General features: G+C 60.4%; 23 protein-coding genes. 9 read left to right on the forward strand and 14 right to left on the reverse strand.

All coding sequences use genetic code 11. The annotated features are described in order from the left end of the window. Positions 1–49: 49 nt before the first annotated feature. A complete protein-coding gene (gene yedA, locus RMV17_RS25720) occupies positions 50–985 on the reverse strand; it encodes a drug/metabolite exporter YedA (protein ID WP_108227106.1) in 936 nt (311 codons plus the stop codon). A 162-nt stretch (positions 986–1,147) separates the two neighbouring features. Between yedA and RMV17_RS25725 the strand changes: the two genes are divergently transcribed. Further along, on the forward strand, positions 1,148–1,600 hold the full coding sequence (locus RMV17_RS25725; RefSeq protein WP_311883530.1) for an Lrp/AsnC family transcriptional regulator: 453 nt from the start codon (positions 1,148–1,150) through the stop codon (positions 1,598–1,600). Between the two features lie 139 nt (positions 1,601–1,739). Here the strand turns inward: RMV17_RS25725 and RMV17_RS25730 are convergent, their stop codons facing one another. From RMV17_RS25730 to RMV17_RS25740, 3 genes are all read right to left on the reverse strand, one after another. After that, entirely contained in the window at positions 1,740–2,345 is a 606-nt protein-coding gene (locus tag RMV17_RS25730) for a PolC-type DNA polymerase III (RefSeq protein ID WP_034153798.1), read from the reverse strand. A gap of 35 nt (positions 2,346–2,380) precedes the next feature. Beyond that, on the reverse strand, positions 2,381–2,860 hold the full coding sequence (locus tag RMV17_RS25735) for an NYN domain-containing protein (protein WP_007949802.1): 480 nt from the start codon (positions 2,858–2,860) through the stop codon (positions 2,381–2,383). A 138-nt stretch (positions 2,861–2,998) separates the two neighbouring features. After that, positions 2,999–3,760, reverse strand: a complete 762-nt coding sequence (locus RMV17_RS25740; RefSeq protein WP_311887089.1) for a DUF2076 domain-containing protein — start codon at positions 3,758–3,760, stop codon at positions 2,999–3,001. Between the two features lie 178 nt (positions 3,761–3,938). Between RMV17_RS25740 and RMV17_RS25745 the strand changes: the two genes are divergently transcribed. The 3 genes from RMV17_RS25745 (at position 3,939) to RMV17_RS25755 (ending at position 6,740) form a co-directional block, all read left to right on the forward strand. Next, positions 3,939–4,613, forward strand: coding sequence for a YciC family protein (locus RMV17_RS25745; RefSeq protein ID WP_311883536.1), 675 nt, complete (start codon positions 3,939–3,941; stop codon positions 4,611–4,613). A gap of 75 nt (positions 4,614–4,688) precedes the next feature. After that, positions 4,689–5,768, forward strand: coding sequence for an endonuclease/exonuclease/phosphatase family protein (locus RMV17_RS25750; protein WP_311883539.1), 1,080 nt, complete (start codon positions 4,689–4,691; stop codon positions 5,766–5,768). 51 nt (positions 5,769–5,819) lie between these two features. Then, positions 5,820–6,740: a hypothetical protein gene (locus tag RMV17_RS25755; RefSeq protein ID WP_311883541.1), complete on the forward strand. Its 921-nt coding sequence runs from the start codon at positions 5,820–5,822 to the stop codon at positions 6,738–6,740. A 147-nt stretch (positions 6,741–6,887) separates the two neighbouring features. Here the strand turns inward: RMV17_RS25755 and RMV17_RS25760 are convergent, their stop codons facing one another. The 4 genes from RMV17_RS25760 to RMV17_RS25775 form a co-directional block, all read right to left on the reverse strand. Next, positions 6,888–7,724, reverse strand: coding sequence for an ABC transporter ATP-binding protein (locus tag RMV17_RS25760; protein ID WP_311883543.1), 837 nt, complete (start codon positions 7,722–7,724; stop codon positions 6,888–6,890). Continuing rightward, a complete protein-coding gene (locus RMV17_RS25765; protein ID WP_034153793.1) occupies positions 7,712–8,515 on the reverse strand; it encodes an ABC transporter permease in 804 nt (267 codons plus the stop codon). Before RMV17_RS25765 ends, RMV17_RS25760 begins: the two co-directional genes overlap by 13 nt. A 10-nt stretch (positions 8,516–8,525) precedes the next feature. After that, positions 8,526–9,512, reverse strand: a complete 987-nt coding sequence (locus RMV17_RS25770; protein WP_311883546.1) for an ABC transporter substrate-binding protein — start codon at positions 9,510–9,512, stop codon at positions 8,526–8,528. Between the two features lie 1,388 nt (positions 9,513–10,900). Next, positions 10,901–12,391, reverse strand: coding sequence for an aldehyde dehydrogenase (locus RMV17_RS25775; protein ID WP_311883548.1), 1,491 nt, complete (start codon positions 12,389–12,391; stop codon positions 10,901–10,903). Positions 12,392–12,612: 221 nt separating this feature from the next. Here RMV17_RS25775 and RMV17_RS25780 point away from each other — a divergent pair, with 221 nt between their 5' ends. Then, on the forward strand, positions 12,613–13,527 hold the full coding sequence (locus RMV17_RS25780; protein WP_311883550.1) for a LysR substrate-binding domain-containing protein: 915 nt from the start codon (positions 12,613–12,615) through the stop codon (positions 13,525–13,527). 140 nt (positions 13,528–13,667) lie between these two features. Here the strand turns inward: RMV17_RS25780 and hrpB are convergent, their stop codons facing one another. After that, on the reverse strand, positions 13,668–16,187 hold the full coding sequence (gene hrpB, locus RMV17_RS25785) for an ATP-dependent helicase HrpB (RefSeq protein WP_311883552.1): 2,520 nt from the start codon (positions 16,185–16,187) through the stop codon (positions 13,668–13,670). Positions 16,188–16,297: 110 nt separating this feature from the next. Between hrpB and RMV17_RS25790 the strand changes: the two genes are divergently transcribed. Both RMV17_RS25790 and RMV17_RS25795 read left to right on the forward strand, forming a co-directional pair. Further along, entirely contained in the window at positions 16,298–16,717 is a 420-nt protein-coding gene (locus RMV17_RS25790) for a hypothetical protein (protein WP_034153788.1), read from the forward strand. 12 nt (positions 16,718–16,729) lie between these two features. Next, positions 16,730–17,638, forward strand: coding sequence for a cation diffusion facilitator family transporter (locus tag RMV17_RS25795; protein WP_311883555.1), 909 nt, complete (start codon positions 16,730–16,732; stop codon positions 17,636–17,638). Between the two features lie 27 nt (positions 17,639–17,665). Here RMV17_RS25795 and RMV17_RS25800 read toward each other — a convergent pair whose 3' ends face one another. Then, positions 17,666–18,724, reverse strand: coding sequence for a DUF6515 family protein (locus RMV17_RS25800; protein WP_311883557.1), 1,059 nt, complete (start codon positions 18,722–18,724; stop codon positions 17,666–17,668). Between the two features lie 452 nt (positions 18,725–19,176). Here RMV17_RS25800 and RMV17_RS25805 point away from each other — a divergent pair, with 452 nt between their 5' ends. Further along, entirely contained in the window at positions 19,177–19,656 is a 480-nt protein-coding gene (locus RMV17_RS25805) for an Lrp/AsnC family transcriptional regulator (RefSeq protein ID WP_008081091.1), read from the forward strand. Positions 19,657–19,937: 281 nt separating this feature from the next. Continuing rightward, positions 19,938–20,147 (forward strand): DUF2788 domain-containing protein, encoded by a 210-nt coding sequence (locus tag RMV17_RS25810; protein WP_007909655.1) that lies wholly within the window; start codon positions 19,938–19,940, stop codon positions 20,145–20,147. Here the strand turns inward: RMV17_RS25810 and RMV17_RS25815 are convergent. The 4 genes from RMV17_RS25815 to RMV17_RS25830 form a co-directional block, all read right to left on the reverse strand. Beyond that, the gene (locus RMV17_RS25815; RefSeq protein ID WP_311883561.1) at positions 20,142–20,777 is read right to left on the reverse strand and encodes a pseudouridine synthase; all 636 of its coding nucleotides are present in this window, start codon (positions 20,775–20,777) and stop codon (positions 20,142–20,144) included. The two genes, RMV17_RS25810 and RMV17_RS25815, sit on opposite strands and share 6 nt — an antisense overlap. A 72-nt stretch (positions 20,778–20,849) precedes the next feature. Next, positions 20,850–22,349: an AMP nucleosidase gene (gene amn, locus RMV17_RS25820; RefSeq protein ID WP_016986142.1), complete on the reverse strand. Its 1,500-nt coding sequence runs from the start codon at positions 22,347–22,349 to the stop codon at positions 20,850–20,852. Positions 22,350–22,541: 192 nt separating this feature from the next. Continuing rightward, positions 22,542–24,191 (reverse strand): acyl-CoA dehydrogenase family protein, encoded by a 1,650-nt coding sequence (locus tag RMV17_RS25825; protein WP_311883564.1) that lies wholly within the window; start codon positions 24,189–24,191, stop codon positions 22,542–22,544. 97 nt (positions 24,192–24,288) lie between these two features. Beyond that, a complete protein-coding gene (locus tag RMV17_RS25830; RefSeq protein WP_311883566.1) occupies positions 24,289–26,643 on the reverse strand; it encodes a 7TM diverse intracellular signaling domain-containing protein in 2,355 nt (784 codons plus the stop codon). Positions 26,644–26,873 lie beyond the last annotated feature (230 nt).

The following is a 26,873-nucleotide window of genomic DNA, read 5'->3' on the forward strand; positions in this document are numbered from 1 at the left end:
AGTACCGTAGGAAAAAATGACGCGGGCATGCAATGCCGCGCAGTTTACCCTAATTCGTACGTTGTTCTGCGGGAACGACTGTCGGCGCCACGACTGGCGGCTGTGCCGGACGACGCCACTGCGGCAAACCAATCAACACCACGGCGCTGATGATCACCAGCATCGCCAGCGCTTCCTCGATCCCGATGGTCTCGCCGACGAACACAATCCCCAGCAACACCGCGACCGCCGGGTTGACGTAGGCATAACTGGTCGCCGCCGCCGGACGCACGTGCTTGAGCAGGTACATATAAGAGTTGAAGGCGATGATCGAGCCGAAGAAGATCAGGTACGCCAGCGCCAGCCAACCTTCAACCGGAGGCATCGCTTGCAGATGCTCGCCACTGACAGCGCTGCCGATCAGCAACACCACACCGCCGACCAGCATCTCCACCGCGCTGGCCATCGCGCCCTGCGGCAACGGCAAGTGCCTACTCCACACCGAACCGAACGCCCAGGTCGCCGCCGCGAAAATCAGCAGCGCTGCGCCCATCGGGCTGGATTGCAGGTTGGAGCCCATGTTGAGCATGGCGATGCCGATAATGCCCAGCGCCACCCCGGCCCATTCCAGACGGGTATTGCGCGCGCCCCAGAAATATCCACAGAGCAACGTGAACAACGGCACCGTCGCCACCGCCAATGCTGCAACACCGGAAGCCACGCCCGTGTGCTCGGCCACGCTCACCGCGCCATTACCGAAGCTGAGCAGCAAAATCCCGATGATCCCCGCCGCTTTCCACTGCGCCCAGGTCGGCGCCGGAGCCCCGCGCCAGCGCAGAAAGGCGTACATCAACGAACCGGCAATCACGAAGCGCACACCGCCGAGCATCAGTGGCGGCCAGTACTCGACGCCAATGCGGATCACCAGATAGGTCGACCCCCAAATCACATATAGCGCAAAAAACGCGGCGATCAGCGGCAAGGAAAAACGGCGCACGGCAGACATGGGCAGCTCGACAGTCAGATTCGGGGACTGCTTATTCTAGAAAGGCCAGAGAGCAAAAATAAGTTACAAAACCTGTTTATCAGGGCAGTACACTTTTGAAATCACGAAGATCGACGGGATATACCGCGATTTCGAAAGTCTGGCATTTTCAGGAGTACGGCCTTGGATAAATACGACCGCATGCTGCTCAGCGCCCTACTCGAAAACGGTCGTGCGTCCTACGCCGACCTCGCACGCAAAGTGAACCTCTCCGCCCCCGCCGTCGCCGAGCGCGTGGCCAAGCTTGAGGCAGCCGGGGTGATTACCGGGTATGAGGCGAAAATCGACCTGTCGAAAATCGGTCTGCCCATCCAATGCATGATCGAATTGCGCCTACACCAGAACGGCAGTCAGAAGGTCTACGACGAACTGGTAAAAATCCCGCAACTGACCGAGTGCTTTCGAGTGACGGGTGATCCGTGCGTGATGATGAAGGCTGCGGTGAGTTCGATGACGGAGCTGGAGGAGCTGATCAATCGGGTGGCGAAGTTTGGTTTCAGCAAGACCTCGATTGTGCTGTCGAGCGCGATCGAAAAGCGTGTGCCGTTATGCCAGATCGAAGGCAACGGCAAATAGTTCGGCTCCCCCCGAATGATCGTTCCCACGCTCTGCGTGGTAATGCAGCCAGGGACGCTCCGCGTCCCGTTCAAAGCCGAACGCGGAGCGTCCGTTGAGGCATTCCCACGCAGAGCGTGGGAACGATCAGTCTGTGGGATCAGCGATAGCGCTGCAGGTGTTCGCTGACTTTCGCGGCCGGGACTTTCTGCAACTTGCACAGCAGGTCATGCGATAGCTCGCTGACGCCGTGCTTGTGCCGCAACTCATCGGCCAGATGCGCCATGAGATTCGCCGCCATCTCGGCATCGGCCATCGCCCTGTGCGCTTGGCCGGTATGCGGCAAACGCGCGAACGTGGTCAGCGTACCGAGCTTGTGATTCGGCGCCGCCGGCATCAAGCGCCGCGCCAGCAACAGCGAGCAGGCAAAGTTCTGCAACCGCGTACGCTTGATCCGCCCCAACTCAAAGTCCCAGAACTTCTGGTCGAACGATGCGTTGTGCGCCACCAGCGGCGTGCAGCCGACAAACTCGTTGACCTCGTTCATCACCTGCTCTGCCGATGGCGCGGTGCGCAGCATGGCGTTGCTGATGCCGGTCAGTTGTTCGATGAACGCCGGGACGCGTACGCCGGCGTTCATCAGACTCTGGTAACGCTCGACGATGCGGCCGTTTTCCAGCATGACCACGGCGATTTCCGTGGCGCGGCAGCTGCTGTTCGGCGAGAGGCCGGTGGTTTCAAAGTCGATGACTGCAATGCGTTCCAAACCGGGTTCAACTCCGTTCAAATCAATTCTTCAGCTTAATTTTTTAACAGCAGCGCGCCTTCGATCGGCACGTAACGGCTTGCGGCGCGGATCAGCGAGTTGGCGGTCAGGCCGGGCACGCCATAGGCGACCGCTTGCACGCCGTGTTTGCTGATGATGCGCTCAAGCAGCATGTCGAAATCGCCGTCACCGGAAGCCAGGACGATTTCGTCGACGTGGTCGGCGGCGTCCATGATGTCGAGGGTGATGCCCACGTCCCAGTCGCCCTTGGCCGAGCCGTCGCTGCGCTGGATGTAAGGTTTGAGTTTCACGGTGAAACCGAGGTTGCGCAGGATCTGCTGGAACTGCTGCTGTTTGCTGTCGCCACGGTCGATCGCGTAGGCGTAGGCCTCGACGATCTGCCCGTCCTTGCTGATGTCGGCCCACAATGCGGCGTAGTTGAAGTGACAACCATAGGCCTGACGCACGGTGTAGTAGAGGTTCTGCACGTCGGCGAACACTGCGATTTTTTTCACCGGAGTTCCTGTGGGCGCGCAAGCGCTCGAAGCGGGATCAGGCGCCAGGCCCGAAAAAGGCGCTCAGTATGCCAGCCATCAGGAGGGTTCCGCGAATAATCGGCCCGAAGCCCCAAGGGGCTCCGGACGAATGGTGAGTCAGACGAAGGAATCGTCGTCATCGAAGAACGAGGAGTTGTCGTTGCCGTAGTCGGTGTCGGTGTCGGTGAAGCCGCCCTGGTCATTGCCAGAGAAGCCATTGTCCGCCACACGCTGATCATCGCCCCAGCCGCTGCTGCTCTGGTCGGCGACCTGCGCCGGCTCTTCCTTGATCACTTCAACGATTTCTTCCGGCTGCTGATTGTGATGGAACAGGCTGCTGATGCCCTGCGCCAGCATCACGCCACCGGCCACACCGGCCGCCGTTTTCAAAGCGCCGCCGAGGAAGCTGCTGCCGGCCGCCGGAGCGGCTTGCTGTGCGTAGTTAGGTGGTGGCGCGCCGAAGTTCTGTTGTGGCGCCGGGGCCGCGTAATTCTGCTGCGGTGCCGGTTCGCGCCAGCCGCCAGTCGAGGCTGGGGCGCTCTGGGTCGGCGCCGGACGCGGGCTGCCACCAAAAATGCTCGAAAGGAAACCACCGCCGCCGCTCGGCGCCGGGGCGGCACTCTGCGCCTTGGCCGCTTGCAACTCGGCCTGCAACTGCTGGACTTGTTGCGTCAGTTGCTTGTTCTGCTCATCGAGGCTCTTGAGCGCAGCCTCTTGCACCAGAATCGCCTGGGTCATGAAATAACCTGCCGCCGGCTGGCGGGTCAGGTGTTCCTTGATCCGCGTTTCAGCCTGGGCGTCGCGCGGGGCTGCCTCCGTTTCGGCCTGTTGCAGCCGGGAAAACAGTCCATCGATCAGGGTTTGCTCTTCGCTGTTCATGGCGACCTCGTAGATTGCCGGGGATAACATTGCCCTCGTCCACGTTGGCCGAGGTGCTCTCCTGTAATGGAGACGGTGACAAAACGTTTCAATGACCTTTACCGAATGTTTACGTTTGTGTCGCGCCAGCCATCATCGGTTAAAGTGAGCCACTGTTTTCGACCTGCGATACCGACTGATGAATGCCCTCGAAGTGCTGCGCGACTCTCTGTATTTTTTCAAACGCCATTTGGGCAGCATCGTGCGGTTGTGCCTGCCGCTGGTGATTTTCGAAGCGTTTCTGCAACAAGTGGTCGATCACGCCAGCGGGCCGGAAAACATCTCGGCGATCAGCATCGTCGTTGGTCTGCTGGTGTATCCGCTGTACACCGCTGCGCTGATCCTGTTCCTCGATGCACGCAGCCGTGGCGAGGCACCGCGCAACCGCGATCTGCTGGCGATGGCCGCCACTCTGTGGCCGCGCTTCGCATTACTCACGGCGCTGAACACTTTGTTGATTTTGCTGGGTCTGTCGCTGTACTTCCTCCCGGGCCTGATGTTGATGGTGATGCTCGCGTTCGGCGAGTACCTGCTAGTGCTGCGCGGCATGGGGCCTTTGCAGGCGATGAAGGAAAGCCTGCGCCTGACCCGTGGCCATTTCTGGCGGATCCTGCTGTGCATTCTCTGCGTGATGACACCGCTTTGGTTGCTCAAAGGCGCGACACTGGCGGTGTACCCCGAGCCGCAGAATCCTGTGATCGCCATTCTGATCGACAGCGCTCACAGCTTCCTGCAACTGTTCACCAGTGTGGTGTTGTTCCGCCTGTTCATGCTGATCAGCGAATTGCCTGACAAACGTGACAGAGCGATCTGACAGGACTGCGTTTGGGCTTCGAGACAGCCGTCAGGTATGCTCGGGGCCACTTTCTGTAACGCTATAAGCCGAGCCATGACCCGTCTACTGCGCTACACCCTGCTGCTTGTCGTGCTCGCCATCGCCCTGATCGGCGGGCTGATGTTCAGCCTGACCTGGCGCCCCGACGCCCGCGAAACCCTGCCGGTCGGTTGCACGGGGACGCCACCGACGCTAGTGCCAGGCCAGGCGCTGAAAGTCATGACCTGGAACGTGCAGTACCTGGCCGGCAAACGTTACGTGTTCTGGAATGATCTGGCCCAGGGCAACGATGATGCACCGACCCTGGAAGACATGGCCTTCAGCCTCGATGAAGTAGCGCGGGTGATCCGCGACGAGCAGCCCGATGTGGTGCTGCTGCAGGAACTGGATGACGGCGCCAAGTCCAGCGACTATCAGAATCAGCTCAAGCTTTTGCAAGAACGCCTCGCCGACCTGTATCCGTGCAGCGCCAGCGCGTTTGACTGGAAAGCCGAATTCGTCCCCGATCCGCATATTTTCGGTAGCGTCGGCCGACAACTGGCGACTCTGAGCCGCTACCGCATCGAGCACGCCGAGCGCCTGCAATTACCGGTGGCCTCTGCCAATTTCATCAGCCGCCAATTCCAGCCGAAAGACGCCCTGCTCGCCACCAAGCTGCCCCTGAGTGACGGTGGGCAACTGACCGTGTTCAACACCCATCTGGAGCGTGCCAGCCAACCGGACGACACCTTGCAGGCGCAAGTGACAGCGGTGGCCAAGGTGCTCGACAAATACGAGAGTCAGGGCCTGCCGTGGTTGATCGGTGGCGACTTCAACCTGTTGCCGCTCGGCCAGTATCGTCGCCTGCCTGCCGAACAACGCACGCCCTACTCCGCCGACAGCGAACTGCATCTGCTGTGGGACAAATACCCGATGATCCCGACCAACAACGAAGCCAGCGGCATCAACCGTGCGCAGTGGCTGACCCACTACCCCAACGACCCCGGTCTGAATGGCCCGGATCGCACGGTCGACTACCTGTTCTACAGCCCGAAGATCAAGCGGGTCGAAGCGAGAGTGCGCCAGGACGATACCTTGCGCATCTCCGATCACTTGCCGGTGATTGCCCGCTTCCTGCTACCGGCGGCGCCCTAGGCTGGGCCGAGGAACATCGACCCGTCGCCCGAATTCACGATATGGAATCCCATGAAAATCTTATTGGTGTGCAAGGACATTGGTGGTTACGCGCGCAAACTGGCTGACTATCTGAAGATCGACAACGACGTGTGTTTTATCGATACGTCATCGATGCAGAACAGTTTTGATCGAGCGCCGAAAATCCTGCGCCGCCCGCTGAAACGCTGGGCGCAGATACGCCAGTTCAACAAAGCCATCGCTGCGCATGGACGTTTCGATGTGGCACTCATCATCAACCCGGCCCAGATCGATGCAAACCAGTTGGCCGCCGGACTCAAGGTCTCCGATCACAAGATCGCCTACCTCTACGACAGTTTCAGTCGCTGGCCGATGACCCGCGAAGAACTCGCCGGTTATGACGAGGTGTTTTCCTTCGACCCGGAAAATGCCAAAAGCTACGGCCTGAAAAAACTCTACAACTTCATTTATGACGACTACAGCGCAGACGGCGAGCCCGGTGAGTACTCGGCGTTTGTGGTGATGGCGGGCAAGGATCGGGTGCCGGCACTTGAAGGCCTCGCGCAGGCATTCGATCGTCTCGGGGTGACCGATTACAAGTTTCTGGTTCAGTGCAAACCGATCCCGAACGCGCATCCGGGCATCACGTTCTTCGAGCAGAGAATGTCGCTGGAATCCGTCGGCGAACTGGTAAAGCGCTCGCGAATCATTCTGGATATTTCCAAGCCTGGTCAGGCCGGGTTGAGCTTCCGTTTCTTCGAAGCCATGGCCTCACGGAAAAAAGTCATCACCACCAACAGGAGCGTGGTCGACTATGACTTTTACAACCCGGCGAACATTTTGGTCATTGATGAGGCCAATCCGGTGATTCCTGAACGGTTCATGACTGATCCGTATGTCGATGTGCCTGAACACATCTACCAGAAGTACACCCTGCAGGGATGGGTCAAAACCGTGTTTGCCCGGCCGTGAATGGACCCCGCCATCCCCGGCACCACAAGACCCTGTGGGAGCGAGCCTGCTCGCGAATGCGGTGTATCAGGTATTAAATACATCGACTGACACTACGCCTTCGCGAGCAGGCTCGCTCCCACAGTTTTCGTTGGTGTGACAGTGGGATCAGTGCACGTCCTCCAGGTCATCATGCAGCAGCCCGAAGATCTGCCGTTTCATGTCGATGAACGAGCGTTCCATGACCATGTCGAGTGAGCGCGGACGTTCGATTGGCACGTCGAGAATCTGTTTGATCCGCCCAGGCTTGGCGCCCATCACATAAACCCGGTCGCCGAGCAGAATGGCTTCGTCGATGTCATGGGTGACGAACAACACGGTCTTCTTGCTGTTGCCCCACACCCGCAGCAACAACTGTTGCATCTGCAAACGTGTCTGGCTGTCGAGCGCGCCGAACGGTTCGTCCATCAGTAAAATCTGCGGGTCATTGGCCAGCGCCCGGGCGATCGCCACACGCTGCATCATCCCGCCCGACAGCTGCTTGGCGTAGTTGTCGGCGAACCCGGCGAGGCCAACTTCGTTGACGTAGTAATCGACGATTTCCTTGCGCCGCGCCGCCGGCAGGCCACGACGCTTGAGACCGAACTCGACGTTCTGCCGCACCGTCAGCCACGGGAACAGCGTGTAGCTCTGAAAGACCATGCCACGATCCGCGCCGGGACCCTGTACTTGCTGGCCGCCAACATAGATCTCGCCGGAGGTCGGCTCGGCCAGGCCTGCGGTCAAGTACAACAGACTCGACTTGCCGCAACCCGACGGCCCGACCAGCACGGCAAACTGCTGATCCGGCACTTCGAACGAGACCTCTTCCAGCGCAGTAAACGTCCCGCCGTCAGGCTTCTTGTAACGCAGGCTGACCTTGTCCACCTGCAAGCGTGGCGCCGCTTGCGCCGGGGTCGCGACAGGTTCGATGAAACGATGATTGGCAGCAGTCACTGAGCCCATGCGGCAACCCTCAGGCGGAGAAAACGAAACAGTTGATCGGTGATCAGACCAAGCAGGCCGATGATCGCGATGGCGAGGAAAATCACGTCGACCTGAAAGCCGCGCATGGCTTTCAGGCTCAGGTAACCCAAACCGCTGGAGGCAGCGACCAGTTCAGCCACCACCAGATACGTCCAGGCCCAGCCCATGGTCACGCGCAAAGTGTCGAGTACGCCGGGCACCGAGGCCGGCGCGATCACATGCAACACCGCGTCGCGGCGATTGGAACCCAAGGTGTAAGAGGCGTTGATCAAGTCCTTGGAAATGCCCTTGGACACGTCGGCGATCATCACCAGTTGCTGGAAGAACACGCCGAAGATAATCACCGAAACCCGCTGCTCCAGACCGATGCCGATCCACAAAATGAACAGCGGCACGAACGAGGTCACCGGCAGGTAACGAATGAAGTTCACCAGCGGCTCAAGGAATGCCTGGACGATGCGGAAGCTGCCCATCAGCAACCCCAATGGCACCGCGACCAGCGACGAGACAATGAAGCCGACCATCACCACTTCAACACTCGCCCAGACATGCGTGCCGAGCGTGCCGTCACGGCCCAGGCGCACGGCGGCTTCAACCACCGCGCCCGGCGTCGGCAAAAACATTCCCGGGACAATGCCGCCGTAAGACAACCCAGCCCATAAGCCGACCAACAACACCCAGGCCAGAGCGCTGGCGCTCCACACCACTTGCACCGGCAAAGCGGTTTTCGGCGTGAGGCTGCGGCTCAGCCACGAATTGCGCTTGAACATGGCATACCTCCTAGAGCGGGCTGACGAAACGGTTGTCGACCAGCTCGTCGTTGCTGACGTTGTAGGGTTTGCCCTGCAGTTCGCTGGCGGTTTCGTTGGCCAGTTTGATCAGCGCTGCGCTGTCGCCCGGTTTGCCCGGCGAGCCGAGAAGTTTCTCGCTCATAGCTTGATCGTAGAAACGCACGCCTTGTGCGGCGGCGGCCAGTTCCTTCGGATCGGACAGGTAACCGCCGACGCCTTTGGCCATGATTTTGTACGCGTCGTCCGGGTGATCCTTGGTGTACTGCACGGCTTTGTACAAACCGGCGACCAGCGCCTTGACGTCTTCCGGCTGTTTTTCGATAACCGTGCAATTGAGCGCGACCACATCGACGATCACCCCGGGGGTGCTGCTGCTGTCGATCAACACTTTGCCCTGCTGCTTGTCGCGGACCATCGACAGGTGCGGCTCCCAAGTCACGGCAGCGGGTACGCGACCGGCGATGAACGCGGTGGCGGCATCGTCAGCGGTCATGTTCTGCACGGTGATGTCGCTCATCTTCATGCCGTTCTTTTTCAACAGATACGAGAGCCAGAATTGCGAGGTTGAACCCTCGTTGACTGCCACGGACTTGCCCTTGAGTTCTTGCAGGCTATTCACATCCTTGCCAACCAGAACGCCGTCACCGCCATGGCTGTCATCCAGCGCCGCGACCGCTTTGAAGCAGAACTGCGGACGGTACTTGAGCACTTCATCGATGGTCGACGCCGAACCGGACAATTGCCCGGAGGCCTGCGCAGCCATGTACATCGAGGCCTCTTCGACCACCGGCAATTCGACGGTCAGGCCGTTTTCCTTGAAGTAGCCCAGGTCCTGAGCCAGATAAAGCGTGCCGTAGCCGACCCACGTGGTGTGGCCGATGGACAAAGTGCCGGCGTGGGCGCTGGTCGCGACCGTGGCGGCCAGGGCGGTGATTGCCAGAGGATGAGTGAGACGGAGACACAAGGACTTGATCATGGAGCACTCCCGACGCTGTTGATTTAGTTTTGTCATGGGCAGTACGTTCGCCGGCCGTTGTGCAGTTGCTGCCGTTGGTCTCTCGCGGACGCTTGGGCGGACAACATTCGGCTGGCGGGCAAGATCGATGGTGGCCCATGTGCGCGGTGAGGAAAATCAGGAAATTGTTGGCTGCAAATGATGAAAAAACTGGGTAGTGCGCACTGCTAAAGGGCGGGGATTGCGGGGGTGCGCAAGGTGGGTGCAGATCGGGGATTTTCTGTGACCGGGAAAACGTCATCGCTGGCAAGCCAGCTCCCACAGGGGCCTCGGGTGCCCCCAAATTTTATGAACACCACAAAATACTGTGGGAGCTGGCTTGCCAGCGATGGCGTCGGATCAGCCGACTGCTTCGCTACTGACACTCCGCATTCGCGAGCAAGCTCGCTCCCACAGGGATATTCAGTGCGACATAGATCCAGTGTGGGAGCGATTGGAGGGGTGCGCGAGGTGGGTGCAGATCGGGGATTTTCTGTGACCGGGAGAACGTCATCGCTGGCAAGCCAGCTCCCACAGGGGCCTCGGGTGCCCCTGATTTCATGAACACCACAAAATACTGTGGGAGCTGGCTTGCCAGCGATGGCGTCGGATCAGCCGACTGCTTCGCTACTGACACTCCGCATTCGCGAGCAAGCTCGCTCCCACAGGAGCCTCGGGTGCCCCTGATTTTATGAACACCACAAAATACTGTGGGAGCTGGCTTGCCAGCGATGGCGTCGGATCAGCCGACTGCTTCGCTACTGACACTCCATTCGCGAGCAAGCTCGCTCCCACAGGAGCCTCGGGTGCCCCTGATTTCATGAACACCACAAAATACTGTGGGAGCTGGCTTGCCAGCGATAGCGTCGGATCAGCCGACTGCTTCGCTACTGACACTCCGCATTCGCGAGCAAGCTCGCTCCCACAGGGATATTCAGTGCGACATAGATCCAGTGTGGGAGCGATTGGAGGGGTGCGCGAGGTGGGTGCAGATCGGGGATTTTCTGTGACCGGGAGAACGTCATCGCTGGCAAGCCAGCTCCCACAGGGGCCTCGGGTGCCCCTGATTTCATGAACACCACAAAATACTGTGGGAGCTGGCTTGCCAGCGATGGCGTCGGATCAGCCCTTCGCTACTGACACTCCGCATTCGCGAGCAAGCTCGCTCCCACAGGAGCCTCGGGTGCCCCTGATTTTATGAACACCACAAAATGCTGTGGGAGCTGGCTTGCCAGCGATAGCGTCGGATCAGCCGACTGCTTCGCTACTGACACTCCGCATTCGCGAGCAAGCTCGCTCCCACAGGGATATTCAGTGCGACATAGATCCAGTGTGGGAGCGAGCTTGCTCGCGAAGGGGGCGACGCGGTTTCAGCGCAATTGAAACCAGGTAGTTTTCAGCTGGGTGTATTTGTCGAACGAGTGCAGCGATAAATCGCGGCCAAACCCCGATTGCTTGCCGCCGCCGAAAGGCACCGTCACATCCAGCGCATCGACCGTATTGACCGACACTGTGCCAGCGCGCAACTGCCGCGCCACTCGATGCGCGCGGTTGAGGTCATCGGTCCACAACGACGCCGCCAGTCCGTACACGCTGTCATTGGCCAGCCGTATAGCCTCGGCCTCATCATCGAACGGCATCACCGCCAGCACTGGCCCAAACACCTCTTCACGAAACAGCGGCATGTCGGCCGTTACACCGGTAAAAATGGTCGGTTCAATAAAATTATCCGAGCCGCTAAAGCGCCGCTGCTCACCACCACAAACCCGCGTCGCGCCCGACTGCTCGGCATTGCGAACAAAGCGCATGATGCTCGCCGTCTGCTTGTCATCGACAATCGCGCCAGCGCTGCTTTGCGGATCCAGCGGATCCCCCGGCAGCCAGCGTTCAGCCTGCGCTTTCAAGCGCTCGACAAACTCATCATGAATCGAACGCTCCACCAGCAACCGCGAATTGGCCGAGCAGACTTCACCCTGATTGAAGAAGACCCCGAACGCGGCTTTTTCCGCCGCCAGATCGAGATCCTGACAATCGGCGAACACCAGATTGGCACTCTTGCCGCCGCACTCCAGCCACACCTGTTTGAGGTTGGACTGCGCGGAGTACTGCATGAAGTATTTACCCACCTGGGTCGAGCCGGTGAACACCAGACAATCGACATCCCCGTGCAAACCCAGCGCCTTGCCAGCCTGTTCGCCAAGCCCAGGCAACACGTTCAGCACACCCGCCGGCAGCCCTGCTTCCAGCGCCAACTCGGCCAGTCGCAATGCCGAAAAAGGCGACTGCTCAGCCGGTTTTAGAATCACCGAATTGCCCGCCGCCAGCGCCGGGGCGAGTTTCCACGCGGCCATGTCCAAGGGGAAATTCCACGGCACCACGGCAGCGACTACACCAAGCGCTTCGCGGGTGATCGTCGCCAACACATTCGGCGCACTGGGCGCGACTTGATCGTAGAGTTTGTCGATGGCTTCGGCGTACCAACGGAACACCCCGGCAGCGCCCGGCACGTCGATGTTGTAGGCGTCCATGACTGGTTTGCCCATATTCAGCGAATCGAGCAGCGCCAGCTCTTCACGATGACTCATCAGCAAATCAGCCAGACGCAGCAGCACTTGTTTGCGCTCGGCCGGGGAGCGTTGCGACCAGATACCGGACTCGAACACCAGCCGCGCATTGCGCACTGCCGCGTCGACATCCTCCTCGCCACACGCCGCGACATTGGCCAGGCATTGCCCGGTCGCCGGGTTGATCGCGGCAAAGGTCTGCCCCGATTGCGCAGCACAATGCTTGCCGTTGATCACGGCGTGGTCGGGAAATTTCAACGCAACGGCACGGCGCTGCCACTCTGCAAGCTCGAACACGACGGATGCTCCTGAGACGTTATTGTGAATCGATGGTCGCTCAGGGTCGCGCGGGCTAAAAATAGTAAAAATGTCTTCGCAGGCAATAAAAACACTGGGCAATGACTTCCCCCAAACGCTGCGCAGGTGGCTATGGTTGAAGGATAAGAACATCGTCGTGCAACGGACGTGGCGGCGCACAAATTGCTTGAAAGTCGAGTCCGCTCGTCCTGAGGTTTGCCGTGGCCGCCTACAATTTGCGTCAGCTGAAATACTTCATCACCACCGTCGAATGCGGCAGCGTAGCCGAGGCCTCGCGCAAGCTGTACATCGCGCAGCCGGCGATCTCCACCGCGATCAAAGCGCTGGAAGACAGCTTCGCCGTGCAACTGCTGATCCGCCATCACGCCCAAGGGGTTTCCCTCACGCCGAGCGGTGCGCGCTTTTTGCGCAAGGCTCAGGAACTGCTGCGTATGGCCAGGGAGTTCGAACAGAACGCTTTGGCCGACAATGACGTGGTTGCCGGGCAGATCGATATCGGCTGCTTCGAAACGGTCGCGCCGCTGTACCTGCCGCAGTTGATCGCCGGGTTCTCGGCACTGTATCCGGGGGTGAAAATCCGCATCCGCGACGGCGAGCAGCAGGAGTTGGTGCAAGGCCTGACTTCGGGTGCTTTCGATCTGGTGATTCTTTACGAACATGAGCTCGACGCGACCATCCAGACCGAACCGCTTATGCCGGCGCAACGGCCCTACGCGCTGTTGCCGGCGGATCATCGCTTTGCCCAGTACAAGCAGGTTTCGCTAAGGGATCTGTGTCTGGATCCGATGATCCTGCTCGATGTACAGCCGAGCCGAACCTACTTCGTCAGCCTGTTTGAAGAGCTGGGATTAACGCCGCGCATCGAGTTCAGCTCGCCGTCGATCGAGATGGTGCGCGGCATGGTCGGGCAGGGTTTCGGCTTCTCGATTCTGGTGACCAAACCCCATTCGGAATGCACCTACGACGGCAAGAAAGTCGTCTGCGTGGACATCGTCGAAGACGTCACCGGTTCAGGCCTGGTGGCGGCGTGGCTCAAGCGCGGGCAGTTGACCAAACCGGCGCAGTTGTTCGCTGATTACTGCCGCGAGCAACTGACGGCCAAGACCCACCGCTAAAGAGATCACAGCTTTCGGATCATGCCGCGGAAACCTGTGGGAGCGAGCTTGCTCGCGAAGGCGTCGTGTCAGTCGATATATTTGCTGCCTGACACTCCGCTTTCGCGAGCAAGCTCGCTCCCACTGATATTTTGAGAGCTTCAGGTACCGCGCGGCTTGGCCCGTGCGGTCGCCTCGGCCACCAGCGGATCATCCGGCCAATAGTGCTTGGGATAGCGCCCCTTCAAATCCTTCTTCACCTCGGCATAGGTGCTGCGCCAGAAGTTGGCCAGATCCTGCGTGACCTGCACCGGTCGCCGCGCTGGCGATAGCAGATGCAATTTGACCACCTGCCGTCCGCCGGCGATTCGTGGCGTATCCGCCAGCCCGAACAACTCCTGCAAGCGCACCGCGAGAATCGGTGGAAACTCGCTGTAGTCCAGACGAATCGATGACCCCGACGGCACGTTCAGATGATGTGGTGCCAGCTCATCGAGCTTCTGCGGCAATGGCCACGGCAGCAAGTTACGCACGATGCTCGACAGATCGAGATTGGCAAAATGGCTGAGCCGCGAGACTTTGCCCAGGTAGGGCATCAGCCAGTCTTCGAGGGTGTTGAGCAACGTCGCATCGCTGACATCCGGCCACTGACTGTCGTCCTGACTGTTCAATTCCAATTGCCGCAACAACGCCACCCGCGCCTGCCACTGACGCAGCTCCGGCGTCCACGGCAGCAACTCCAGCCCCTTGCGCCGCACCAGATTGACCAGCGCCTGACCGCGCGCATTTTCGTCGAGACCGGTCAACGGTTCACGGCTGAGAATCAGCTCGCCAACCTTGCGCTGACGCTCGGCGCGCAGCACGCCTTCGCGCTCGTCCCAGTCCAGTTGATCGACGTTGCGCACCTGTTCGGCGAGCACTGAATCGAACAGCGCCGGATCGAAATCCGCCGCCAGATAAATCCGTTCTTCGCGCTGGCCCTGACGGCTGCCGAGGTCGGCGATGACGATCCACGGTTCTTTCATCAGGCTGTCGGCTTCGGCGAACAGTGCCGCACGGCCGTTAGCCAGACGGTATTCGGCACCACCGGCACGCCGCTGTTGTGCGACGCGATCCGGATACGCCAGCGCCAGCAACGCACCGAGCCAGCGCGGATGATCGGGATCGCTGACCGGTTCGCTGGCCTTGCCACGCAGGTAACCGCGATATTGCCGGGCGAGTTGCTTAGCCCGTTGCACGCCGCCCTGCGCACCACGGGCCGCGCGTTCTTCACCGGACAGCAGGGCCAATCGACTGTGCAAATCCGCACCGGCGCCACGCAAGATATCGCGCTCGCCGAGCAGCGCGGCGACATCGCACGCCATGTTCGCCAGCCCCAATGCCTGACCGCGCAATAACAAATGGCCGATGCGCGGATGCGCCGGCAACTCGGCCATGGCCTGACCGTGAGAAGTCAGCGCCTCACCTTCCAGCGCACCGAGCCTTTGCAGTAAATCCTGCGCCTGGGCATATGCGGCAGCCGGCGGAACATCGAGCCAGACCAGTTCGCCCGGCGTGACACCCCAGCGCCCCAGTTGCAGGGCAAGACTGGTGAGATCCGCCGAGAGGATTTCCGCACTGCCATAAGCAGCGAGTTGCTCATGTTGATCCTGCGACCACAGGCGATAGCAAACCCCCGATTCCAGTCGCCCGGCGCGGCCCGCACGCTGCGTGGCGCTGGCCTTGGAAATCCGCTGAGTATCGAGGCGCGTCATACCGCTGCCCGGATCGAAACGCGGCACCCGCGCCAGCCCGGCATCAATCACCACGCGCACGCCGTTGATGGTCAGGCTGGTCTCGGCGATGTTGGTCGCCAGCACCACTTTGCGCTGGCCGGCCGGCGCAGGATCAATCGCCGCGCGTTGCGCATTGAGATCGAGTTCACCGTGCAACGGACAAAGCAAAACATCACTGCGCTCACCGATCGCGTCAGCCAATTGTTGATGCACGCGACGGATTTCCGCCTGCCCCGGCAGGAACACCAACAGGCTGCCGGTTTCATCGTGCAGCGCTTCAAGCACGGTTTGGGTGACGCGTTGATCAATGTATTCGCCGGGCTGAAACGGCCGGCCCCAGCGCATCGTCACCGGATACATGCGGCCTTCGCTGCGCAGGATTGGCGCGTCATCGAGCAACCCGGCCAGGCGATCGCCTTCGAGCGTGGCCGACATCAGCAAAATCTTCAGCGGCTGTTCAGCTCGGAACAGCTCGCGACCGTTCAGACTTAAAGCCAGTGCCAGATCGGCGTCGAGGCTACGCTCGTGAAATTCGTCGAAGATCAGCAAGCCCACGCCTTCCAGCGCCGGGTCATCCTGCAAGCGGCGGGTGAGAATGCCTTCGGTGACCACCTCGATACGCGTATTGGGGCCAACCTTGCTGTCGAGACGAATGCGATAACCGACGGTTTCCCCGACCTTCTCGCCCAGCTCGCTGGCCAGACGTTCCGCCGCTGCCCGCGCGGCCAAGCGACGCGGTTCAAGCATCAGAATGGTCTGCCCGGCCAGCCAGGTTTCATTGAGCAAGGCCAAGGGCACACGGGTGGTTTTACCGGCGCCGGGTGGTGCTTCGAGCACGGCTTCGTGGCGTGTCGCGAGGGCTTCACGCAGGGCGGGTAAAACATCGTCGATCGGCAAAGAATTCATGCTGGCTCCCAAACAGAGGGCCGAGTATAACGGCGAACTGCCGGGCGTTCGTCAGGGTCTTAATTCCAGACGACTACGCTTCGTTTTCAAATGACTCAGGAGATTTCCCCATGCGTTTACCTTTTCGCCTGATCGGCGGTGTACTGGTCGCCACCCTGCTCACGCAAATCACCGCGTGCGGTTCGATTTTCTACCCGGACCGTCGCGGTCAGATCGACGGCAAGGTCGACCCGGCGATTGCCGTGCTCGACGCCGTGGGCCTGCTGTTCTACATCATCCCCGGGCTGATCGCGTTTGCCGTCGACTTCGCCACTGGCGCGATCTATTTCGAACCGGGCCACACCGCGCAAATCGATCCGGCCAAACTCAAGCAAGCCATCGGCCCGGACGGTCAGGTCGATAATCACAAGTTGCAGGCTATTCTCGAAAGCGAGTTGGGCCGAGATTTCCCACTGGATGATCCGCGCCTGATTCAACACAAAGGCAGCACTCAACAACTGGCGATGTTCGGCCTGCAACCCGCCGCTTAAAAAGGACGTTCAATGACATCCAGCCCCGAACACGCCCGCCTGCTCAGGCTGGCGACCCGCGCCTCGGTGGCGGTGGCGTGCACACTGATCATCGCCAAAGCCATCGCCTGGTGGCTGAGCGGTTCGGTGAGCATGCTCGCCGGCCTCACCGACTCGGCGCTGGATGGCGTCACTTCGATGCTCAATCTGCTGGCGGTGCATTACGCGCTGCGCCCGGCCGATGACGATCACCGTTATGGTCACGGCAAAGCTGAATCACTGGCGGGCATGGCGCAGGCGTTGTTCATTGGCGGCAGTGCGGTGTTGATCGCATTTCAGGCCTACGAACGCATTCAGCATCCGGAACCGCTCGGCGCACCGTGGATCAGCATTGGCGTGATCGTATTCTCGCTGCTGCTGACCGCGGCGTTGCTGACGCTGCAGCATCGGGTGATCAAACAGACCGGTTCCAACGCGGTGCGCGCCGACTCACTGCATTACCGTTCGGACATGTTGCTCAACGGCAGCATTCTGCTGGCGCTGATCCTCGCCGGCATGGGCTTTCATCAACTGGACGCGTGGTTTGGTCTGGGGATTGCCGCGTACATTCTGTGGAGTGCGATCCAGATCGCCCGGGAGAGTTTTTCGGTGCTGATGGATGAGGAACTGCCAACCGACGTCAGCCAGCACATGCTCGAACTGGCGTGCAGTGTGCCGGGCGTGTTGGGCGCGCATGACTTGCGCACGCGGATCTCCGGCAACCACTGGTTCGTGCAGTTGCATCTGGAATTGCCGGGGGAATTGACCTTGTCAGTGGCACACGGCATCAGCGATCAGGCCGCCGATGCCATTCACAAGGCCTACCCGCGAGCCGAAGTGCTGGTGCACGCCGATCCGATAAAAGCAGCTACAAGTCGCGAGCCGCAAGCTTCAAGCTTGTAGCTCGAAACTTGCAGCTCGCAGCTGCTTCTATCTGACTTGATAACCGCGACTGCTCAGGCAGTTGCCCTGAGCCTGTCGGTACGCCTGAACCACTTCAGGCGCTGGCTGATAGGTCGCGGTGCGCGGGTCGAAACCGCTTTGCTGCACCGCGTACTGATAGCACTGGTAGCCGTCCTGCTGCACCTGCTCCGGCGACTGGCCGTTGGCCGGATACGCCTCGACGTCATAGCCTTGGGATTGCGGTTGCGGTTGTTGCTGCACTGGCGGTTCGACCACGATGTAATCCTGCGTCGCTTCCTGATAGGCATAGTAGGAACCGGCAGCAAGAAACAGCAGCGAACCCCCGATCCACACTTCACGGGCGTAATCGGGCAGATACTGAATGCGGATCCCGCGCGGCGGTTGCACGACGATATAGCGCGGGCCTTGCGGGCGATACCAGTAGCCACCGGAGAAAAAGTAATCCTGCCCGCGATACGGCACGCGATAGTCGCGATCCGGGAAGCGGTCGATCACATGCCCCGGGCGATATTGCGGACCCGGGCCCCAACCGTTGCCGTGACCGTCCGGACGCCCAGGCCAGCGATTGTCATTGGGCCGGTTACCGGTCTGCCATTGCTGGTTGTGATAACCGTTTTGTGGACGCTCGTCGCGGTAGTAACCCTGACGCGGCTCCTGGGTCTGGCGCACGGCGTCGGGCCGTGGCTGGATCGGCAGGCTGTTGGCCGGCAGTTGTGGCGGCGGTGGCGGTTGGCGTACCGGGTTGGGATTGTAGGCTGGACGGTTCTGGTCGTGGTTTTGCCACTGGCCATTGTTGTTGTGCTGCTGGCCGTTGTGCTCGAACTGGCGACTGTTGTCGCCACGAATGATCTCGTTGTTCTGCGGGCGCGGCTGATTCTGCTGTGGCTGATTATTCTGCGGGCGCGGCTGACTGTTGCCGCCATGCCCCTGATTGTTGCCCTGATGGTCCGGGCCGTGGCCACCGCCCTCCGGCCCGCGATTCTGCGGTTCATCGGCAAGAGCATGCACGCTGACACTTACACACAGCAAACCAACACCGGCCAGACGCCAGATGCGCGAATTCATGCTTTTCCTCACTGCGGTGTCTGTAAATGTAAGACGGCTTGTAACTAAGACTGGGAAGACCCACATCCAGTTCTGCAACAGGTTATCAGTCACGCAACTTATTTATTGAGCACGACGGCATGAAATCGCAGGCAAGAAAAAAGGGAGACCCGTCGGCCTCCCTTCTAGAGAACTTCGTCCTGGCTCGACGCTTTTGACGTCGGCTCACCTCACGCCGTCTTCTGGACAGTGTGCAGCTCGGGGGCCGGCACAACCCCGGTGGGGGTGGCGGCCGCGGCAGGCCGGATAGGGCGGGCCGCGTGGACTGTGTTACCGAGCAGTGATTCTGGTGATAAGAATAGGCCTGAGGCCGCGATAGAGGATTGCGAAGATTGCTGAAATAAACACCACTTGCGCAATTTTTAACCCTGGATAGATAATCTGCCGCAATAGTTACATCCAAGGACAGATTGATGAGCAAACTCGACCGTTATGACCTGAGTATTTTGGCGGAATTGCAGCGCGACGCCCGCATCTCCAACCAGGAGCTGGCCGAGCGCATCGGTCTGTCGCCCTCCCCTTGTTCGCGTCGGGTCAAGCAACTGGAAGACGACGGGTATATTTCGCGGCAGGTGGCGTTGCTCGATCGCAAGATGCTCGGGCTGAGCCTGACGGCGTATGTGCTGATCGGCATGGACCGGCACACGCCGGAGCGTTTCGAGAATTTCGAAGCGGCGATTCGCACATTGCCGCAGGTGCTGGAGTGCAGTCTGGTGACGGGTGTGGATGCGGATTACCAGTTGAAAGTGGTGGTGCCGGATATGGATCACTATCAGAAATTGTTGCTGGGGCATTTGACCCGGATTGAAGGGGTGACCAGCGTTCGGTCGAGTTTTGTGCTGAATCAGGTGCTCAACAGCACTGAACTGCCGCTGACCCACCTGCGCAACTGATCAAAGACACCCTCACCCCAGCCCTCTCCCGGAGGGAGAGGGGGCCGACCGAGGTGTTTGCTGTCATACATCGACTTGAAAGATCGAGTCGATTATGGATTCACAACAGAACGTTCAGGTCGGCGCATTTTGCGAGCATCCCCCGGTCAGTCCCCTCTCCCCCTGGGAGAGGGCTAGGGTGAGGGCAACAGTTCCGGATCAGACCCAGATCAATGCCACCCCACACACCTTGGCGTATACTCGCCGCGCCCTTTTAGCCCCGCGCGCGTCGGAGAACCCCAATGGATCCAGCACTATTAGAAGAATGGATGATGACCGGCCTGGTCAGCATCCTGATCATTTTCATGGGTTTCATCGTCTGGGATCTGGCGAAGAAGTCCAAGGCCGGGCGCTTTGGCTCGTTCATTCTGTTCTTCGTGCTGGGCCTGGGCGTTGCCGCGTTCATCATCAAAAGTGTGGTGATCGGCCTGATCGAATCCGGCGCTCTATAAGCGCGCCGGCACTTCCTTCCACTGGCCCTGATCAAGTCCTTCGATCGACCAGTCGCCAATCTTCACCCGCACCAGCCGCAACGTCGGCAGCCCGACCGCTGCGGTCATGCGCCGTACCTGACGATTGCGTCCTTCGCGAATCACCAGCTCCAGCCATGACGTCGGTATGGTCGCGCGAAAGCGTACCGGCGGATTGCGCGGCCACAACTCAGGCTCGTCCAACTGCCGCGCTTCGGCAGGCAAGGTCATGCCGTCGTTCAACTCAACGCCATCACGCAGACGCTGCAACTGCTCGGCTGTCGGCACGCCTTCGACCTGCACCCAATAGGTCTTCGCCAGTTTGTGTTTCGGATCGGCGATACGCGCCTGCAACTGCCCGTCGTTGGTCAGCAGCAACAAGCCTTCGCTGTCGCGATCCAGGCGTCCGGCCGGATAAATGCCGGGCACATCAATGTAATCCTTGAGCGTCGCCCGCCCTTCACCGTCGCTGAATTGCGTCAGCACATCGAACGGTTTGTTGAACAGGATCAGCTTCGGCTCGGCCGGCGGTGCCTTGGCAACACGACGCGGGGAAGCAGACTGAGGCTTCGCGCCAGGACGGCGGGAAGGTGGACGCGGGGGACGGGACATGGCGAAAAGAACATCTAACGGTCAGGGCTGCTAATGCTAGTGCCCTGACCGCCAAATGACCACGACTAACCGTTAACGGAACGGCGGTTCGTCGAAGCTGCGCAGTTTGCGCGAGTGCAGCGAGTTGAGTTCGGTGCGCAGCAGATCCACCGCTTCGATGCCGATCTTCAAGTGCTGGCTGACCGCGCGTTCATAGAAGGCGTTGGCCGAACCCGGCAGCTTGATTTCACTGTGCAGCGGTTTATCCGAAACGCAGAGCAGCGTGCCGTACGGCACCCGCAAGCGATAACCCTGCGCGGCAATCGTGCCGCTTTCCATGTCCACCGCCACCGCGCGGGACAGGTTGATCAACGGCCGTTCCTGCGCCCAGCGCAATTCCCAGTTACGGTCGTCGTAAGTCAGCACGGTGCCGGTGCGCAGGCGTTTTTTCAGATCGTCGCCCTTTTCGCCAGTGACGTTCGCTGCTGCCTGCTGCAGGGCCATTTGCACTTCGGCCAGCGCCGGGATCGGAATGTTCGGCGGCACTACGCGGTCGAGAATGCCATCGCGACGCATATAAGCGTGCGCCAGCACGTAGTCGCCAATGGTCTGCGACTGACGCAGGCCGCCGCAATGGCCGATCATCAGCCAGCAATGCGGACGCAGCACCGCCAGGTGGTCGGTGATGTTCTTGGCGTTGGACGGGCCGACGCCGATATTGACCAGCGTGACGCCGTGGCCATCGCTGGCGATCAGGTGATAGGCCGGCATCTGGTAACGGTGCCAGACCACACCGGCCGCAATCGCCGAGGCTTCGCCGTGATCCATGCCCTTCTCAATGATCACGTTGCCCGGCAAGACCATGCGCACGAAACGCGGGTCGCGGCGCAGTTGCTCCAGACCATGAACGATGAACTGGTCGACGTAGCGGTGATAGTTGGTCAGCAGAATCCATGGCTGCACATGGCGCCAGTCGCTGCCGGTGTAATGCACCAGACGGCGCAGCGAGAAATCCACGCGCGCCGCGTCGAACAGCGCCAGCGGCAGCGGATCGGTGTTTTCCCAGTCGTAGAGGCCGTCGGCAATGCCATCGGTGGCGGCGGACAGGTCGGTACTCGGAAACACCCGCGCCAGCACGGCAGCGGTGACGCCGGAGCCGGCGAGTTCATCGCCCTGCTCGACCACATACGGATACGGAATATTCTGCTGGCTGACGCCGACTTCCACGGTCACGGTGAAGTCGTGCATCAACGGCACAAGCTGTTCGAGCAGATATTTGCGGAATGCAGCCGGGTGGGTGACGGTGACGCTGTAGGTGCCCGGCAGTTGCACCTTGGCGTAAGCGCGGGTGGTCTGCGGGACTTCGCCCTGGCAGTGATAGGTCAGACGCAGTTCGGGATAACGAAACAGAGCACGCTGCGCAGCGTCGGGTTCGACGCGATCCTTGAGGTAACGCTTGAGCGCCGAGTTCAGCGCAGTGGTGGCCCGCTCATGCAACTCGGCCAGACGGTCCACGGCTTGTTCGGCGGTTTGAACGACAATAAACGCTTCGGTCACGATCAGCTTCCTGTGTTCTGACTTGCAGAGCTTCATCTTGCCTGCATCGTGGCGTCACGGGAACAGTGGCGTTGTGGGTGTACCCAAATCTTTCAGACAAAGCGAACCCCTGTGGGAGCTGGCTTGCCAGCGATGAGGCCGGCACATGCAACATCAGTGTTGACTGACAGGCCGCCATCGCTGGCAAGCCAGCTCCCACAGGGTTTTGTAGTGTTGGGGAGATTGCGGTCAGAAACCTTGTGGGGTTGCGCGGGCGATGATGGCTTCGACGTCCAGCCCACGCGGCAAGGCGCCGTACACGCGGCCCCCACCGCTCAGACGGCTGGCAATGAACGCGTCACTGACCGCTGAGTTACCGGCCTCCAGCAACAGTTTGGCCTGCAACCCCAGCGCAATATCTTCAGTCAACTGCCGAGCCCGATACTGAATATCACTGGTGTCCTTGAACTGCACCTGCAACTGCTGAATATGCGCGGCCAGTCGCTTGTCGCCATGGCCATCGCCCAGCTCGCTGAACAACACATCCAGTACGCCCGGCTCTTTCGACAAGGCGCGCAACACGTCCAGGCACTGCACATTCCCCGAGCCTTCCCACGTCGAGTTCACCGGTGCCTCGCGGTAAAGACGCGGCAGGATGCTGTCCTCGACATACCCGGCGCCGCCCATGCACTCGGCCGCTTCGTTGATCATCCCCGGCGCGCGCTTGCAGATCCAATACTTGCCCACCGCCGTCACCAACCGCGCAAATTGCGCTTCGTGGCGATCATCCAGATGATCCAGCGCCTTGCCCATGCGCAAACTCAGCGCCAGCGCGGCTTCGCTTTCCAGGGCCAGATCGGCCAGCACGTTTTGCATCAATGGCAGCTCGCTGAGCCGTTTGCCGCCGACCTTGCGGTGCGCGCAGTGATGACTGGCCTGGGTCAGCGCCTGACGCATCAACGCGCTGGAACCGACCATGCAATCGAACCGGGTCATGGCGACCATTTCGATGATGGTCGGCACGCCGCGCCCTTCCTCACCGACCATCCATGCCAGCGCGCCACGGAACTCCACTTCGCTGGAGGCGTTGGACTGGTTGCCGAGTTTGTTTTTCAGACGCTGGATGTAGAACTGATTGCGCGTGTCGTCCGGGCGATGCCGTGGCAGCAGGAAGCAGCTCAAACCCTTGTCGGTCTGCGCCAGCGTGAGGAAGGCATCACACATCGGCGCCGAGCAGAACCACTTGTGCCCGACCAGCTCATAAGCCTGACCCGGACCACTGGCGCCGACCGGATAAGCCTTGGTGGTATTGGCGCGCACGTCGGTGCCGCCCTGTTTCTCGGTCATGGCCATGCCGATGGTCACGCCGGCCTTGTGCGCCATGCCGACGTTGCGCGGGTCGTATTCGGTGGCGAGGACTTTCGGCAGCCACTGCTCGGCGATGTTCGGCTGCAAACGCAGGGCCGGCACGCTGGCGAAGGTCATGGTCAATGGACAACCGCTGCCAGCTTCAGCCTGGCTGTGCAGATAAGTCATCGAGGCGCGGGCGACATGGGCGCCATCCTGCGGGTGCGCCCATGGCAATGAGGTCAAACCGTGCTCGATCGCCGTGCGCATCAACTCATGATAGGCAGGATGAAACTCCACCAGATCGATGCGGTGACCGTAGCGGTCATGGCTGGCGAACACGGGTTTGTTCTGATTGGCGAAAAACCCGGCTTCCATCAGCGGGCCACCGGCGAGCGCGCCGTAGGCATCGATCCGCGACTCCGCCCAACCGGCCCCAAAGCGCCGCGACCATTCCTGCAACGGCAGGTCGATGCGGTACAGGTTGGTGCCATCCAGCGACGGTGGCTGGTTGGTGACTTCGTGGGTTTCGGCGAACTGATGCAAGTTCATGACGGGGCTCCTTTGGGCAACCAAGGAACTCAGTTAAGCACCGCACCGCAACCGGTCAAAGTGTCATATCAGCCGAATTTGCGGCGCTTTTACCCTGTCAGCAGCTCAGTACCCGCCGTGCCAGCGCAGATTGCAGGTCTTCGAATTTCACCGGTTTGTTCAGGTAATTGATCGCTGCACCGGTGGTGCAAAGCTCTCGATCAGCGTTCAACGCCAGCATGAACACTGGCAGGTTGGCGCATCCGGGTAACGCATGAATCTGGCAGCACAATGACGCGCCTTCATGGCTCGGCAACTGGCAGTCGATCAATACTGCATCCACCGTTTCACGCTGCAGGCATTCGAGCGCCGCCGCACCGTTGTCGGCCGTGCGCACGCGGAAGCCGAGCTTGAGCAACATGCCACGCATCACCAGTTGATTGACGCTGTTGTCGTCCACCAACAACACCGTGCAGTCCTGCGGTGCACGTACGCAATCGTGCGAAGGCGCAGGGATCGGCGCAGATTCCACCACCGGCAGTTCGAACTCGACATCCAATTGGAAGCGGCTGCCGCGCCCAGGCTCCGAGCGATGAGTGAGCTTGCCACCGAGCAATTCGACCAACTGTCGGCAGATCGCCAGGCCGACGCCCAGTCCGCCATATTCGCGGGTCATCGAACCGTCGAGCTGGAAGAAGCGCTGATACATGGTCGCCTCGCCCAGATCGGTGAAACCGATGCCGGTGTCGATTACTGCGAACGACAGCGCCAGACGATTGCCCGTCGACGGCTTGCCGGTCACTCGCAACGCCAGACCACCGACGCGGGTGAACTTGATCGCGTTATCCAGCAGACACTCCAGGCATTGAGCGAGTTTGGCGCTGTCGCCGTGCAGGCGATCCGGCAGGGTCGGCAGCACCTCGACCTTGAAGTCCAGCGACTTGCTCGCCGCATTGCCGTCGAACTGTGCACGCAACGCCTCGACCACCGAGCGCAGGCTGAAGCTGCCCGGCGCGGCCTTGAGCTTGCCAGCCTGCAATTCAGTGAGGGTGAGGATGCCGTTGACCATGCGCATCATGTCCCGCGCGGAACCGGCGGCAGTCTGCTGGTATTGCTCAAGTTCCGGATCCAGCTCGACCGTCTGCATCAATTCCAGCGAACCGATCACACCGTTCATCGGCGTGCGCAGTTCGTGGGTCAGGGTCGCGAGGAATTCGTCCTTGAGCTTGTTGCTGTGGGCCAGTTGCTGGTTGAGCACTTCGAGCTTCTGCCCGGCGTCGTACAGGGTCTGTGCCTGTTGCTCGCGCATTGCGTTGATGCGGTCGGCCAGTGCCAGCGACAGCAGCGCCACCTCGATCGCCGAGCCGATCTGACTGGCATACATGGTCAGGAACACGTTCGGCAGCAAGCCGAGCACCATCAGCGTGTTGACGATGCCGCCGAGCAGGAACGCCGACCAGGCGATGATGAAATAACGCGCCACCCGCAAGCCGCGCCACCAGGCCAGAATCCCGGCGGCGAAAATCACCACAGTGAAGGTCAGCGCCAGTATCGTCGCCAGGCGCAGCGACAACGCGTAACTGGTCATCAGCGACAAACCAACCACCAGCGCGCCGAACGCGATCAGTGCAATCAGCAAGCGATCGAGCCAGCGGCTATGGTTTTTGGTCTGCAGGAAACTGCGGGCGAACTGACTGCCGAACAGCCCCGCACAGCCGATGAAAAATGGTGTTGCCGCGTTGGCCCACCACGGATTGTCCGGCCAGAAATACTCCACCGCCGCGCCATTCACCGACAACTGATAAAGGCCAAACGAGGCAATGTAGAAGATGTAATAGAGGTAGCTGGTGTCGCGCACGCTGAGATAGATGAACAGGTTGTAGACCAGCATCCCCAGCAATACGCCATAAATAATGCCGAGTACATACAGGCGCACCGGTTGGTCTTCGAGGTACGCGGTGCTTGACCAAAGCGTCACCGGTGCCTGAATCGAACCTTCGCTGGCCAGGCGCAGGTACACGGTTTGTTGTTGACCCGGTGCGAAAGCGAGGTCGAACAAATAGTTGTTCTGGCGGATCTCGCGACTGGCGAACGGCCAGGCGTCACCGGTTTGCCGGACGAGGCGGTAGTCGCCATTGGCGTCGGCCGTATAGAGGTCGAGATGATCGAGCGGTGGATACGCCAGTTCCAGCAGCCAGGTGCGCTGGGCAGCGGGATTGCTCGGACGATAATGCAGGTCGATCTTCAGCCAGAACGCCGAGCGTGAATAACCGGCATTGAGCGCGGCCTTATCGTGGGCTTTGAAATTGCCGGCGGCAGCTTGCGCACGAACATCGGCAATGCTCGCCTGACCGCTCGGGTCTTCGAACACTTGCAGCGACCGGCCCAGAGGGAGGCTCTGGGTAAATTCGTCGAATTCGACGGCGCTCGCCATAAGGGGCAAGCAGAACAACAACATCAGCAAATAGCGCATTGAAGCCCCAGCGTGGCTCGTCCGGTTGTGTCAGGAAGCCCCCCATTCCCTTTGAGTAGACGTAAAACCGGTATTACCTGTTATTGGTTTGGATCCAGACTAGCATAGCCGTTGATGGCCATTGAGCACCATTGAAATTTTTCCTACAAAGGCTCTAGAACGGGCGTTCCAGAGCAAAGCAGCGAGCTAGAGCTGTTGAGTTGGTCAGCTTGTGACAGAGCGGTCGGTTT

The organism is Pseudomonas sp. VD-NE ins, assembly GCF_031882575.1.
Classification (GTDB): domain Bacteria; phylum Pseudomonadota; class Gammaproteobacteria; order Pseudomonadales; family Pseudomonadaceae; genus Aquipseudomonas; species Aquipseudomonas fluorescens_BZ.

Excerpts from the sequence above, each read along its gene's own strand:
- RMV17_RS25810 (WP_007909655.1), top strand. The coding sequence starts at position 19,938 with ATGGATCCAGCACTATTAGAAGAATGGATGATGACCGGCCTGGTCAGC.
- RMV17_RS25825 (WP_311883564.1), bottom strand. The coding sequence starts at position 24,191 with ATGAACTTGCATCAGTTCGCCGAAACCCACGAAGTCACCAACCAGCCA.
- hrpB (WP_311883552.1), bottom strand. The coding sequence starts at position 16,187 with ATGAATTCTTTGCCGATCGACGATGTTTTACCCGCCCTGCGTGAAGCC.
- RMV17_RS25805 (WP_008081091.1), top strand. The coding sequence starts at position 19,177 with ATGAGCAAACTCGACCGTTATGACCTGAGTATTTTGGCGGAATTGCAG.
- yedA (WP_108227106.1), bottom strand. The coding sequence starts at position 985 with ATGTCTGCCGTGCGCCGTTTTTCCTTGCCGCTGATCGCCGCGTTTTTT.
- RMV17_RS25790 (WP_034153788.1), top strand. The coding sequence starts at position 16,298 with ATGCGTTTACCTTTTCGCCTGATCGGCGGTGTACTGGTCGCCACCCTG.
- RMV17_RS25800 (WP_311883557.1), bottom strand. The coding sequence starts at position 18,724 with ATGAATTCGCGCATCTGGCGTCTGGCCGGTGTTGGTTTGCTGTGTGTA.
- RMV17_RS25815 (WP_311883561.1), bottom strand. The coding sequence starts at position 20,777 with ATGTCCCGTCCCCCGCGTCCACCTTCCCGCCGTCCTGGCGCGAAGCCT.
- RMV17_RS25750 (WP_311883539.1), top strand. The coding sequence starts at position 4,689 with ATGACCCGTCTACTGCGCTACACCCTGCTGCTTGTCGTGCTCGCCATC.
- RMV17_RS25745 (WP_311883536.1), top strand. The coding sequence starts at position 3,939 with ATGAATGCCCTCGAAGTGCTGCGCGACTCTCTGTATTTTTTCAAACGC.
- amn (WP_016986142.1), bottom strand. The coding sequence starts at position 22,349 with ATGAAGCTCTGCAAGTCAGAACACAGGAAGCTGATCGTGACCGAAGCG.
- RMV17_RS25795 (WP_311883555.1), top strand. The coding sequence starts at position 16,730 with ATGACATCCAGCCCCGAACACGCCCGCCTGCTCAGGCTGGCGACCCGC.
- RMV17_RS25760 (WP_311883543.1), bottom strand. The coding sequence starts at position 7,724 with ATGGGCTCAGTGACTGCTGCCAATCATCGTTTCATCGAACCTGTCGCG.
- RMV17_RS25765 (WP_034153793.1), bottom strand. The coding sequence starts at position 8,515 with ATGTTCAAGCGCAATTCGTGGCTGAGCCGCAGCCTCACGCCGAAAACC.
- RMV17_RS25770 (WP_311883546.1), bottom strand. The coding sequence starts at position 9,512 with ATGATCAAGTCCTTGTGTCTCCGTCTCACTCATCCTCTGGCAATCACC.
- RMV17_RS25755 (WP_311883541.1), top strand. The coding sequence starts at position 5,820 with ATGAAAATCTTATTGGTGTGCAAGGACATTGGTGGTTACGCGCGCAAA.
- RMV17_RS25830 (WP_311883566.1), bottom strand. The coding sequence starts at position 26,643 with ATGCGCTATTTGCTGATGTTGTTGTTCTGCTTGCCCCTTATGGCGAGC.
- RMV17_RS25740 (WP_311887089.1), bottom strand. The coding sequence starts at position 3,760 with ATGAACAGCGAAGAGCAAACCCTGATCGATGGACTGTTTTCCCGGCTG.